Raw genomic sequence first — 12,031 nt, forward strand, 5'->3', positions numbered from 1 at the left:
TCGGAATCCGGGCGACGAGAGAACGACACCGGGCCCTCGCCATTCGGCGAGGGCCCGGCGCGCCGTCTCAGGCGGGTACCCGCGTGCAGACGATGTTGTTGAGCTTGAACTGCGCCGGAATACCGTTCGACCCGGTGGCGGTCGCCGAGAAACCGAAGCTCTGGCTGGAGCCGGGGCCGATGTAGGAGTTGTGGCCGGCGTCACGGGCGGTCACCTGGGTGCCGGCCTGGGTCACCCCGGCGTTCCAGGCGCTCGTGACCTGCTGGTTGCCCGGCCAGGTCCACGTCAGGGTCCAGTCGTCGACGGGGGTCGCGCCGGTGTTCTTGATGGTCACGCTGCCGTTGAAGGCGCCGCTCCAGGTGCCGGTGGAGTAGGTGACCTCGCAGGAGTTGCCCATCTTGAGCCCGCTCCGCAGGAAGGTCGTGAAGTTGGGCCAGGTGGGGTTCAGCGTGCCGGTGGAGACGGTCTCGCCGCAGTCGGTGGTGGTGCGGACGGTCTGCAGGCCGTACTGGGCGGGGGCCATGATCTGGGGCATCATGTGGTCCGCGGCGGGCACCGAGACGAACGTGGCGTCGCCGCACTGCGCCTTGATCCTGTTGTAGAGCAGGACGCTCTGCCCGTGCGGCACCAGGAAGTCGGCCTGGCCGTGCAGGAACAGCAGCGGCGGGTCGTTCGCGTCGACGTAGGTCATCGGATTGGCCTGGGCCACCGTGGCCGGGCAGGTCTGGATCGGGCAGCCGACCAGCAGGGACTCCGGCGAGGCGGGGGAGTTGTGGTCGAGCCCGCCGGTCGGCAGGTTCTGCGCGTTCATCTGCAGGAAGTCGGTCGGGCTGTAGAAGGCGAGCCCCACCTGCACGGCGCTGGAGACGCCGGTCGTGCCGACGGTCCCCTCCATCGCCGCCACTCCCCCGGAGAAGGTGGCCATCTCCGTCAGCCAGCCGCCCGAGGAGTCACCCATGATCGCGAAGCGGTTGGGGTCGAGCTGGTACGTGGCGGCGTTCGCGCGCAGCCAGCGGATGGCCGCCTTGATGTCGTGCACCTGGGCCGGGAAGATCGCCTGGGAGCTGGGGCGGACGCTGACGCCGGCCACGGCGAAGCCCAGGGGGTTGAAGATGGCGGCGATCGCGTCCGCGCCGACCTTGCCGTCCTCACTCGTCCACGCCGAGCCGCTGTGCCAGATGATCAGCGGCCGGGGGGTGATGCCGGTGGTCGGCAGGTGCAGGTCCAGCAGATGCCCCCTGCTGCCCGCGGGCTGCGCGGGGGCGTACGCGATGTCGGCGATCACCGCGGCGTGGGCCGGCGGCGCGTAGGCCGTCGTCACGCCGACGGCCGCCAGCACGGTCATCGCCATGCCAACGATCATGGCCGTGCGGTTTCGAACTTGCATGGTGCGACTCCGGTCGGTCGGATGACCGCCGCTCTCCCGGTGACCGTCCGTGTCTTCTCCTGTGCCGGGGCAGCCGCGTTCAACACGCCGACCGTAGCGCCTGCGAGAACAACGTCCTGCTCGAGTGTCGCGGCTTACATCGATATGGGCGGGGAGACGATATGACACATAAGCGATGACGGTCAAAGTTTTCTTCATATCGTTCCAACCGACCAGAAATAAGGGCACAAAAAGCCCTTTATGGACTATACAGCGCGAAGGCACACAGATCATCCATGGCGTGTACAGGCGGTCGGATACGCACCCACGAGGTCTTTCCAAGACCGCCACGTCCGTAATTGGACAGCCCCGGCAACCCCCGGGAACGTCACACCGGATTTACCGGTGGTGAATACCCGCGAAACATTCGCCCTCCCCCGGCAACGCCGATGAAAGTTTCATGCCCCTGTCGCGGCCGATTCGAACCTGACAATTTTCCCGGCGCGCGGTAAGTGATAATGTCCAACCTTCATGATCTCCCCAGTCACAGGAGGACGAATGCGAAAGGTACGCGCCGCTCTCGTCTCGGCCGTCATGGTCATCGGCGTGTCGCTGACGGTCGGCGCCAGCCCGGCGCACGCCGAGAGGCTCGCCGGTGTTTTCAGGGAACACGCGGAGTGCGAGCGGATCGGGACCAACGGCGTCACCCAGGGCTGGTGGAACGGCTATTCGTGCGAGTGGGAGGGCAGTTACCGCTACTACTTCCTGTACGCGTGATCCCGTGACTCGCACGCGCCCCCGGCTCCGACGAGGCCCGACCGGGGGCACGTGCTCCGGCCCCTGGCCGGTCGTCACCGTCCCGCGCACCGGCGATCGCCCCCTGCCCACTCGTGCTCCAGCCCCCGTGGCCGGTCGTCACCGTCCCGCGCCGGAGATCGCCCCCACCCGCTCGTGCCGCCCGGTGCCCCCAGCGGCCCCGCCGGAGGCGGTGAGGTCACGTCACGCGACGGCGGTTCCCTCGAGCTCGACCATCAGGCCGGGGAGCGCCAGCCGTACCACCCCGAGCATCGTGGTGGGCGGTGTCGCCCCGGCGGCGCCCAGCCGTGACGCCAGCACGCCGTAGTGCTCGAAGAGCCGGTCGGCGTCGGTGGTGTAGACGGTGAGCCGGACGAGGTTCGCGAGGGACATGCCCGCCTCGCCGAGCACCGCCTCCAGGTTGTCGAGGCTCAGCGCCAGCTGCGCCGCCATGTCACCGGCGTGCTCGGGCCCGCCGTCGCCGCTCATCGCGGCCTGCCCGGCGCAGTACAGGGTCCGGGTGTGCCCGGAGACGACCTGCCCCTGGTCGTACCCCAGCCCCGCCGACCACGCCCACGGGTTGACCGCCGTTCGCTGCACTGCCATATCGGCTCCTTCGGTTCGTCGACATCACACGCGGCGGGCGTCCTCCCCGCCGCGTTGATCAGCCTCCCGGCAAATCACGACATCCTGTGTCGCGTATTCCCCTAGGGTTTCCGCATGCGCGCCGACCGGCTGGTCTCGCTGGTCCTGCTGCTGCGGCGGCACGGCCGGCTGTCCGCGACCGCGCTGGCCCGCGAGCTGGAGGTCTCCACCCGCACCGTGCTGCGCGACATCGAGGCCCTGTCCGCGGCCGGCGTCCCGGTCTACGCCGAACGCGGCCGGCACGGCGGTTTCGCGTTGCTGCCCGGTTTCCGGACCGAGCTCACCGGGCTGAACCACGACGAGGCCCTCGCCCTGCTGGTCGCCGGATCGCGGCGCGGCGCGCAGGCGTTCGGCCTCGGCTCGGCGCTCGCCTCGGCGATGCTCAAGGTGGTCGACGCGCTCCCCGAGAGCTACCGGGACACCGCGGCCGGCGCGGCCGAGCGGCTGCTCGTCGACCCCGAGACCGACCTCCTCTCGCGCCGGACGGCCGTCGAGGAGGCGCCCGGCGCCGCGGTGGCCGAGGTCCTGCGCGCGGTGCTCGCCGGGCGCAGGCTGCGCATCCACTACGCGACCGCCGACCGTCCCCCCAGGTGGCGCACGGTGGACCCGATCGGCCTGGTCACCGTACGCGACCGGAGCTACCTGCTGGCCACGAGGTCCGGCGAGGACCGCACCTACCGGCTGTCCCGGATCCTGGCCGCCGAGGCGCTCGCCGAACCCGCCCGGCGGCCGGACCGGGTCGACCTGGGCCGGGCCTGGCAGGAACGCGGCACGCGGTTCCGGACCGGCGGCGACGACCAGGTCACCGTGCTGGTACGGATGAACCCGGCACGGCGGGAGGACCTGGTGGGCACCGCGCTGGCCGTCCTCGCCGAGGAGACCGACGCGGACGGCCGACTGCGGATGGAGGTGACCTTCCAGGACCGAAGACACGCCGAATGGGCGCTGTGGCAGCTCACCACCGGCGCGGAAGCCCTGTCCCCGCGATGGCTGCGCGACTCCCTGCGCGACCGCGCCGTCGCGACCGCCGCCCGCTACGGGACGTCACCCTGAGGTACGCGCCACGCCCGGCGGGCGTGACGCCGGGCGTGGCGTTCTCACTCCGCGACCTCACTCCGCGACGGCGACGTAGCGCCAGTCCCCCAGCTGCCCCCGAGGTTCGGAGAGGTCGATCGCGACACCGGGCAGGGCACCCCGGACGCGTTCGCCCATGGGTGCGGTGAGGAAGTGGTGGTGCAGGTCGAGATGGCGCAGGTGGGTCAGGGGCTGGCCGCTCAGCAGAGCCTCGGCCCCCTCGTCGCCCAGGTCCCCCATGGCCAGGCTGAGCGCCTCCAGCCGGGCGACCACCGGTGCCGAGGCGACGGCGGCGGCCACCTCGTCCTGGATCTCGCTGTCGCGCAGGCCGAGCCGCCGCAGCGCGGGCAGGCCCTCCCCCGACAGGATGCCCTCCAGGTCGGCCACCGTGGCGTCACCGCCGTACTCGGCGACACCGAGCCACAGCTCCAGATGCTCCAGCGCGGGCAGGTCGCACCGCCCGAGCGCGCGGACGACCTCGCCGGGCAGCCCTCCGCTCTCGAACCGCAGGATCTCCAGGGAGGCGTGCCGCACGGGGCTCAGGCTCAGCCCGCCGGCGCCGCGCACGTCCAGTCGCCGCAGGCGGGGGAACGCCTCCAGGACCGGGGTGACGTCCCCCTGCTGGATCCAGGAGATCTGGTAGTCCGGTTCGATGAAACCGAGGAACAGGGAGCGCAGCGCGGGCAGCCGGTGGGCGTTGGCGGCGAGCACGGCGGGGGCGTCGCGCGAACTGATCCCGGCGACCACGACGGCCTGGATCCCGGAACCGTCGACGGTGTCGAGCAGTTCCTCAAGGCCCGCGGTGAACCCGGCACCGTCGGCCTCCTCGTATATCTCGCCGCCGTGCAGGGGCCAGGCGAAGCGCGAAGGGTCGAGGTCACCGTGGCCGTCGAGCTCGTCGAGGTCGGCGACGGGCAGCCCGGCGTAGGTGTCGCGGTGGCTGCCCGTCCCGTCGTGGCGGTAGAACGCGTCCTCGGGGAGGAACGTCTCGCCGGGGTCGCGCGGACCGGCCGCCTCCCCGGGGTGGAGCGCGTCGAGATACCGGTCGTGCCCTTCGTGCTGAGCGTCGGCGAACATCTCATTGCCTTCGGTGACCATACGGCGTCCTCGTTCGGGGGGTGCGGACCCCTGTCCTACCAGGCGCGGGCGACGGTCCCGAAAACGATCACCCGAATCCGGCTCGCACACCACCTCCGTGAACGCGACCGAGACGGTTTCGCTCTGCGCGAAGGCGGCGGGACACGAGGGCGCCCTCTACCTATGGTGAGATATGGCCTCCTCTGTCCCGCCGCTGCGTCCGGCGACCGATCGGACCGATCCCCCGTCGTCCCCGGCTCGCGAGCCGCTGTGGCGGCACGTGCTCGGCGAGCGTCTCAGGGGCCTTCGTCACGAGCGGGGCGAGAAGCTGAGCGAGACGGCACGTCGCGCCGGCGTCTCGCCGCAGTACCTCTCCGAGATGGAACGAGGCCTCAAGGAGCCGTCGAGCGAGATGATCGCCGCCGTCGCCGGTGCGCTGGACGTCACCCTCGTCGACCTGACCCTCGCCGTCGCCGAGAGCCTGCGGTCCGCCCAGAACAGCACGTCGAGGGGTGCCACCTGCTCGGCGGCGTTCGCCCTGGCCGCGTAGCGGGGCCTGCCGGGATCACCCGTGAGGCTGTGTGCGCTCCTCGATGATCTCGTCGAGGAGCCCGTACTCCAGGGCCGCGCGCGCGGTGAACACGCGATCGTGATCGGTGTCGGCGCGCAGGGTCTCGACGCTCTGGCCCGTGTGCCGTGACAGGATGCGCTCGATGTCCGCCCGGACCCGTACGACCTCGTCGGCCTGCAGGATGAGGTCGGGGATCGTCCCGCGCCCCTGGGCGGCCGGCTGGTGCAGGATCACCCGCGCGTGCGGCAGAGCGGCACGTCTCCCCTCGGCCCCCGCGGCGAGGAGGACGGCACCCACCGCGACGGCCTGTCCGACACAGGTCGTCTCGACCCGCGAGCGGATGTAGCGCATGGTGTCGTAGATCGCGAGCATCGCACTCGGGTCCCCTCCCTCGCAGTTGATGTAGAACTGGATGGTGCCCTCGGGATTCTCCGACTCCAGGAAGATGAACTGCGCGACGAGCGCGTTCGCGACGCCCGCGTCGATCGCGGTCCCCAGATAGACGATTCTCTCGGTCAGAAGATGCGAATAGACATCCATGATCCGCTCGCCACGAGGATTCTGGGCGATGACATTGGGGATCGTGTACGAACTCACTGGCCCGCTCCCTCGGTGACGCCGAATCCAAGCCTCGGACGATCCTGTGGCGCTATCTCGTCGAAACTCTGGACGATCGCGTCGATGAAGCCGTACTCCAGTGCCTGCTGCGCCGTGTACCAGCGATCGTGCAGGGAGTCCTCGAATATGCTCTCCACGGGCTGACCCGTGTCCGCGGCGATGAGACCGAGCACCGTGTCACGGGTGTGCCGCAGGTCGTCGGCCTGCAGTTCGATGTCGACCGCGGTGCCACCGATCCCGGCCGAGCCCTGGTGCATCAGGACACGCGCGTGCGGCAGGGCCCGGCGTTTCCCCCGGGTGCCCGACGACAGCAGGAACTGCCCGGCGCTGTAGGCGATACCCAGCGCGAGGGTCGACACGTCACAGGGAATGAGCCGCATGACGTCACGGATCGCGAGCATCGACGGAACAGAACCGCCCGGGGAGTGAATCCACAATGCGATGTCGGCCGACGCGTCCTGCGTGGCGAGTGCTATCAACTGGGTGGCGAGCAACGTCCCGTTGTCGTCGTTGAGAGGGCCGTCGAGAACGAGAACACGCCCGTCGTAAAGCTGACGCCTCACCCGCGCGTCGAACAGTGGAAGTTTCGATTCTTCGCTCATGCGTCCATCATGTGGGGCGTTTCGGATCGGCATCGGCACGATCCGCCTGCGGCAGATCCGCTCTGAGCAGCGCGCACCCGGCTCGCGGCATCACGGTCGGCGGCCGGCGCGGAACTCCGCCGCGCGCAGGACGCCCTCCAGCGTGAAGCCGGCCTTCTCCAGCGACCTCTGCTCCGCGATGTTCTCCGGGTGGGTGGCCGCCTCGATGCGCTGAGCCGGGGTGTGTGCGAACAGGTAGTCGCACAGCAGCGCCTGCGCGCGCCGGCCCACGCCGCGACCACGCCAGTCGGGGAGCAGGGCGATCCCTGTCTCCCCGTATCGGGAGACCTCGGACCCCCGCGCCGTCCAGCTCGTCATGCCCGCCGCCGACGCGGAGGAGGCCCCCCTCATGGCCCCGGTCACGGCGCCGATCGTCCCTCGCCGGTGGCCCGTACGTAGCCGCTGGGTGCGACCACGCCATGGCGTCCCTCGCGCAGGACCGCGGTGATCACCGCCTCGGCGGCCGCGGAGAGGTCGGTGTCGTGCCCGACCCGGGCGACGATCTCGTCTCCGACGGCCTCGACCCGCGCGGCGCCGTGGCCGAGAGCGAGGTCCACCACGGCCTGGACGCCGGCGAGATCGACCCAGCACGAGCGGGCACGCACCCAGCCCGGCCCCCGCTCCGCCGGGGGGATGCCGAAGCCGGACGGGTCGACGTCGCCGTCGGCTGCGGCGACGATGAGCCGCTCGACCCCTCCGAGCAGGGCGGCGGCCTCGTCGGCCGTGGCCAGGCGGGCGTCGAGGCCGAGCCCGCAGCCGATCTTGCCGTCCATTTGGTAGACGTCGAGCTCCGCGAGAGCGCCGAACATCCGGTCGTCCGGGCCGGGTTCCACACCGGCCGCCGGCAGGATCACCCGCGAGTGGCCGGTCGTGTTGTTGACGACCACGTCCCGGTGACAACCCATGCCGCGGGCCCGCTCCGCCTCCCCCTTCGCCTCGGTCAGCCGGACCGGGTCGTACCTGCCGTACCTGTAGGCCGCCAGGGCCGCGGCGTCCGTCCGGGACACCGACCGCAGGAACGAGGGCGACGCGGTGAACGGGACGATCGTCTCCTGGGCCACCGTGCCGACGTAGTCGCGCAGTTCCGGGGAGAAACGGTTGTTGCACAGGCAGTTGAGCTGGCATCCCGGGGCTCCGGTCCAGCTCGTCAGGAGCGCCGCGAACGCGGCCATCACGACCGCCAGCGGCCGCGCGCCCGTGCTCGCCACGATGCGGGCCACCGCCCCCGCCGCGGGCCGGGAACCCAGCAGGACGTGATGATGGCCGCGGGCGCCGGGAAAACGGAACGGCACGCCGAACGCGCACAACGGCTTCTCGGCCACCTGACGGGCCCAGTACCCGACCGAGCCCTCCAGCCGGCTCTGCCCCCGCGGGGTGAGCTCGTAGGTGGCGTGGTCGGCGGGATGGTACGCGGCGGGGGGAAGCGGCCGGCCCGCCAGCAGGTCGGCGAGTTCGGTGCGCAGGATCGTCATCGCCATCAGGTCCGCCGCCACGTGCGACACGCGCAGGACGACCAGGAACGGAGACCCCGACCGCGTCACCACGCTCGCCCGTACCGGAAGGTCGACGGCGGGGTCGAAAGCCCGGCCGGGCGGGACCCAGTCCCGGTGGGTGCCGGTGGCCTCGACCACCTCGGCGACGAGCGTCCCCGACGCGCGTACGACCTGCTCGCCGTCCCGCAGGAGGGTCCGCAGCGCCTCCCTGCGACCGATCAGCTCGCCCAGAGCCGCACCGACCGCGTCCATGGTGCTTCCCCGGGGCACGCGCACCGTCGTCGACAGGATGTCGGCCGGCCCGGGCAGGCCGGGACTGATCCACTCCAGCACGTTCTTCTGACCGACCGTCATGGGCCAGCGACCCGACCGGGGGCCGGAGAAGCGGACCTTCAGGTCGCTCGTCTCCGCTTCCCTACCGGTCGTCACGAGTCGCCTCACGGGGGACCGCACGAGACCCGGCGCGTGTTCCGTGGGGCTCACCGGCGGGTGGTCCGGCCGGACAGGACGGGCCCGGCGGGTCGGCCGCCGTGCCGGTGACGATCGCCGCGGCCGAATGGCTCGCTCAAGCCCGCTCCTTCACGCCCACCGCGTCGCCATCGTGACGCATGCCGATGGGGCATCCGGCCGGACTTCTGACGTGAGTGCCATATCGAGTTTCGTCACCGATCGGCTCTGTTCCGATATCGGTGGGAAAATGCTAAGGAGCGCCATTGAGGACGTCAAGACATCGGGCGATACCCGGTTTCCTGTCTTTTCCGGCCTCGGGCCGGCACTTCCCCGGCCCGGCCACGCGAGGTGGGGAAACCCTGCCGGGGCGGGCGTGCCGACCTCGGAGATCGGCCTCACGGCCGTCCGGGCGACGGCGGACATACCGGCCCGTCTCACCGGGGCGGTGACGCCATCGGATTTCGTCCTGCTCGACGAACGGGGAGACGACCGCGAAAGAACCGGCGAATGATTCACCGCTTTTGACAGTGGCGTCCGACCATTCGGTGAACCTTTTCGTGACCATCCGATGAGCCTTTTCGTTCCGGCGTCCCCGGTTACGGAAGGTCCGCGATGTCACCCGTTTCCGCCGAAGCCGCCACCGGCGGGCGCTCGCCACGTGATCCTCCACGTGTACGCTCCTGGCCTCGATGCCGCCCGGAGCCCCGCCGAAGCGGTTGCGAGACGGCGACGAGGGTGACGGTGTCCCATCGCCGCCGCGGGTTGCGCCCGGCGAACCCGGGGCGCGGCCGCCCGGGTGCGGGAGGACGTGCTTGATCTCCCGAGGGCGGGCGGACATGCGAAGACGGCCCCGCCGTCAAAGGGGAACCCCCGCCGGGACGGTCACTTTCCCCGGTGAGGGATCCCAAAGGTGACTCAGAGCTCCGAAAAGGGGATCAGCTCCGGGTCCAGCGCTGGTTGCCGGTTCCCAGGCAGGTCCAGATGTGCACCTTGGTGCCGTTGGCGGTGCCGTTGCCGGAGACGTCCAGGCACTTGCCGCTGCCGACCGCGGTGATGCTGCCGTCGGTGTTCAGGCGCCACTTCTGGTTGTTCTGGCCGTTGCAGTCCCAGATGAGCACCGCGGTGCCGTTGGCGGTCCCGGCCCCGTTGACGTCCAGGCACTTGTTGCCGTAGACCCGCAGCTCACCGGAGCCGGTGGAGGTCCACCGCTGGTTGGCCTGCCCGTTGCAGTCCCAGATCTGGGCCGTCGCGCCGTTGGCCTGGGAGGCGCCGTTGACGTCCAGGCACCGGTTCGACCCCACGCCCCGCAGAGCACTCGTGCTTCCCGGCGTCGCAGAGGGCGAGGGCGACGGGGTGATCGAGGGGGTCGGCGTCGGCGTCGGGTTCGTGCCTCCGAACTGCGAGAAGAAGTCGTACACCACCGGCCCGGTCCAGGACCTCTCGTGGGGGTTGTAGTCACCGGGGGACCCGTCCCACGGACCAGGGGTGTGACCTGCGTCGAAAGCGGCCCATGCGACCGGATACCCGGTCCGGCACCCCGAGTAGTAGGTGACGATGTGCGTCAGACTGCCCTGCGCCGGCTCCGGCGGGTTCTGGGGGGTGCAGCCGTTGTTCCTGACGAACCTGTCACGCAGCGACCGCCCCGAGGAGATGTTGAGCGGGTCCCTGAGGCCGTGCAGGCCGATGTACGCGATGGGCTCGGTGCCTCCGCTACATCCGCTGAGCTGCGCGCCGGCGTAGACCGCGACCGCGCGGAAGGTCGTCGCCCGGGCACACGCGAGCGCGTAGCTCATGCCGCCGCCGTAGCTGAAGCCCATGGCGAAGCGCTGGGAGGTGTCGACACACAGATCCGCGTCGATCCGCCGGATGATGTCGTCGACGAAGGTGACGTCCTCACCGCCGGAGTTGGCCCAGCCGTTGTTGAAGCCCTGGGGCGCGACGAAGATCGCGTTGCTGTTCGACAGCGCCCTCTGCCCGTAGTAGGACCAGGGATACCCGCTGGTCCCGCCCGAGTCGACGTCGCCGGCGGTGCCGCCGTTCCAGTGGAACCCGAAGAACACCCGATAGGGGGTGGTGTTGTCGTAGCTGTCGGGAAGCCTGAGGATGTAGCTGCGATTCTTCCCGCTGGTCGTGATCGACTGCGAGCCGCTTCTCAGCGTCGGAGTCTTGCCACACCCCGCGGTGGGCGCGAGGGCGCCGGCACCCGTGGACGACGTGGTTCCGCCGAGGCTGTTGCTCAGCGCCGCGTGACCCGTGGACAGGACGAGAAGCGCCGCGACCGCGATCGCTCCGAAGAGGGATCTGTTCTTCACCATCACGCGACTCCCTCTGCGGTTCGAATATCGGCACGTCTGGATGGGGACACCACTTGGTTCTCCTTCGTCGGGGGGTGGGAACCTCAGCCGGCCGGTGTCGCGGATCGACGCCGTTTCGCCGGTCTCCGCACTGAACATCACGTCCGGCCGATGCTTACCGGGGTCGCCGAACAGCCGCGCCCCGGTTCGAGACGGCCGGAACCGTTCACGTCACCGTCGTGGACGACGATGTCCGGCCTGGCCTCCGTGGCTTCGGCGGATACGGCTCGGCCGTGAGCCGCCTGTGGAGTTCACCTACGCGATCGGCGTGCCGTCGCTGATCCGCGTAACCGTCCTGAAGCGGCCCTCATGGCGGTGGCACGGCCGGCGAGTACCGTTCCGCACTCGGCACCGGCGGCCGGTGACTCCGGCGGCGGTCGCGTTCGCGTAGCTCGTTCCGATCGCTCACATGATTCTCCAGACATACCGCGGTGTCCGGCGAATGGCACCACGGAGGGGTGATCCTGAGGGACTGCGTGCGTCGAGGCGGTCAGGCCACGACGCACGACCGCCACGGAGTGCCCCACTCCAGATGCGGTCCAGCCGAGGAGACCTCCAACAGGAGGCATCCCGGAGACTTAGCTACCAATTACGTTCCTCACGCCGAGGCGCGTCAAGACCTTAAGCCCACTTATTTCTGACTCCTCACAGGCGGCCTTTGTCAGAGTGGGGACTCTTCCGGGCATAGGTGCAGCTAGAAGGCCCGCCCCTTTCCTTCACCCGCCCAAGGATCCGGTAGCTCGTCAGATGAGTAGTATTCATTGCCGGGCGGAAAGCAGGGACTGACGCTGATCCGGGCCTCAGCCGGTCGTGCTCTCGTGGAGGGAGCGGGCAGCGTGATCGACACTCCGCGGAAGGCGTATACCGGCGGCTACGAGGTGGCCGCGGGGCAGGTGCTGGAGGTGATCGGCGGGTTGCGTCCGCGGCCCGGCGATCGCATGCCCCCC

Annotated in this window: 12 protein-coding genes; 4 read left to right on the top strand and 8 right to left on the bottom strand. The window is 70.3% G+C overall.

The genetic code is table 11. The annotated features are described in order from the left end of the window. Positions 1–67: 67 nt before the first annotated feature. Entirely contained in the window at positions 68–1,351 is a 1,284-nt protein-coding gene (locus tag ACLQ2R_RS30195; RefSeq protein ID WP_425964343.1) for a cellulose binding domain-containing protein, read from the bottom strand. Between the two features lie 573 nt (positions 1,352–1,924). Here ACLQ2R_RS30195 and ACLQ2R_RS30200 point away from each other — a divergent pair. Next, the gene (locus tag ACLQ2R_RS30200; protein ID WP_425964344.1) at positions 1,925–2,143 is read left to right on the top strand and encodes a hypothetical protein; all 219 of its coding nucleotides are present in this window, start codon (positions 1,925–1,927) and stop codon (positions 2,141–2,143) included. A 222-nt stretch (positions 2,144–2,365) separates the two neighbouring features. Here the strand turns inward: ACLQ2R_RS30200 and ACLQ2R_RS30205 are convergent, their stop codons facing one another. Further along, positions 2,366–2,761, bottom strand: a complete 396-nt coding sequence (locus tag ACLQ2R_RS30205; RefSeq protein WP_425964564.1) for a RidA family protein — start codon at positions 2,759–2,761, stop codon at positions 2,366–2,368. A gap of 120 nt (positions 2,762–2,881) precedes the next feature. On the opposite strand from ACLQ2R_RS30205, the gene ACLQ2R_RS30210 reads away from it, so the two are divergent. Beyond that, the gene (locus ACLQ2R_RS30210; RefSeq protein ID WP_425964345.1) at positions 2,882–3,859 is read left to right on the top strand and encodes a helix-turn-helix transcriptional regulator; all 978 of its coding nucleotides are present in this window, start codon (positions 2,882–2,884) and stop codon (positions 3,857–3,859) included. 57 nt (positions 3,860–3,916) lie between these two features. Here the strand turns inward: ACLQ2R_RS30210 and ACLQ2R_RS30215 are convergent, their stop codons facing one another. Beyond that, positions 3,917–4,978 carry an STM4015 family protein gene (locus ACLQ2R_RS30215; protein ID WP_425964347.1) on the bottom strand — a complete coding sequence of 354 codons (1,062 nt, stop codon included), beginning with the start codon at positions 4,976–4,978 and terminating at the stop codon, positions 3,917–3,919. Between the two features lie 172 nt (positions 4,979–5,150). Here ACLQ2R_RS30215 and ACLQ2R_RS30220 point away from each other — a divergent pair, with 172 nt between their 5' ends. After that, positions 5,151–5,507, top strand: a complete 357-nt coding sequence (locus ACLQ2R_RS30220) for a helix-turn-helix domain-containing protein (protein WP_425964348.1) — start codon at positions 5,151–5,153, stop codon at positions 5,505–5,507. 15 nt (positions 5,508–5,522) lie between these two features. On the opposite strand, the gene ACLQ2R_RS30225 is transcribed toward ACLQ2R_RS30220, so the two are convergent. The 4 genes from ACLQ2R_RS30225 to ACLQ2R_RS30240 form a co-directional block, all read right to left on the bottom strand. After that, positions 5,523–6,125: a ClpP family protease gene (locus ACLQ2R_RS30225; RefSeq protein WP_425964350.1), complete on the bottom strand. Its 603-nt coding sequence runs from the start codon at positions 6,123–6,125 to the stop codon at positions 5,523–5,525. Next, complete coding sequence (locus tag ACLQ2R_RS30230) at positions 6,122–6,748, bottom strand: ClpP family protease (RefSeq protein WP_425964352.1); 627 nt, start codon at positions 6,746–6,748, stop codon at positions 6,122–6,124. The genes ACLQ2R_RS30225 and ACLQ2R_RS30230 overlap by 4 nt, the downstream gene beginning before the upstream one ends. Before the next feature lie 90 nt (positions 6,749–6,838). After that, positions 6,839–7,150, bottom strand: a complete 312-nt coding sequence (locus tag ACLQ2R_RS30235) for a GNAT family N-acetyltransferase (protein ID WP_425964354.1) — start codon at positions 7,148–7,150, stop codon at positions 6,839–6,841. Beyond that, entirely contained in the window at positions 7,147–8,634 is a 1,488-nt protein-coding gene (locus tag ACLQ2R_RS30240; protein ID WP_425964356.1) for a condensation domain-containing protein, read from the bottom strand. Before ACLQ2R_RS30240 ends, ACLQ2R_RS30235 begins: the two co-directional genes overlap by 4 nt. A gap of 286 nt (positions 8,635–8,920) precedes the next feature. On the opposite strand from ACLQ2R_RS30240, the gene ACLQ2R_RS30245 reads away from it, so the two are divergent. Then, on the top strand, positions 8,921–9,241 hold the full coding sequence (locus ACLQ2R_RS30245) for a hypothetical protein (RefSeq protein WP_425964358.1): 321 nt from the start codon (positions 8,921–8,923) through the stop codon (positions 9,239–9,241). A gap of 424 nt (positions 9,242–9,665) precedes the next feature. Here the strand turns inward: ACLQ2R_RS30245 and ACLQ2R_RS30250 are convergent, their stop codons facing one another. Further along, a complete protein-coding gene (locus tag ACLQ2R_RS30250) occupies positions 9,666–11,045 on the bottom strand; it encodes a lectin (protein WP_425964360.1) in 1,380 nt (459 codons plus the stop codon). Positions 11,046–12,031: the final 986 nt, after the last annotated feature.

It is taken from the genome of Streptosporangium sp. DT93, from assembly GCF_049844535.1.
Taxonomy (GTDB): domain Bacteria; phylum Actinomycetota; class Actinomycetes; order Streptosporangiales; family Streptosporangiaceae; genus Streptosporangium.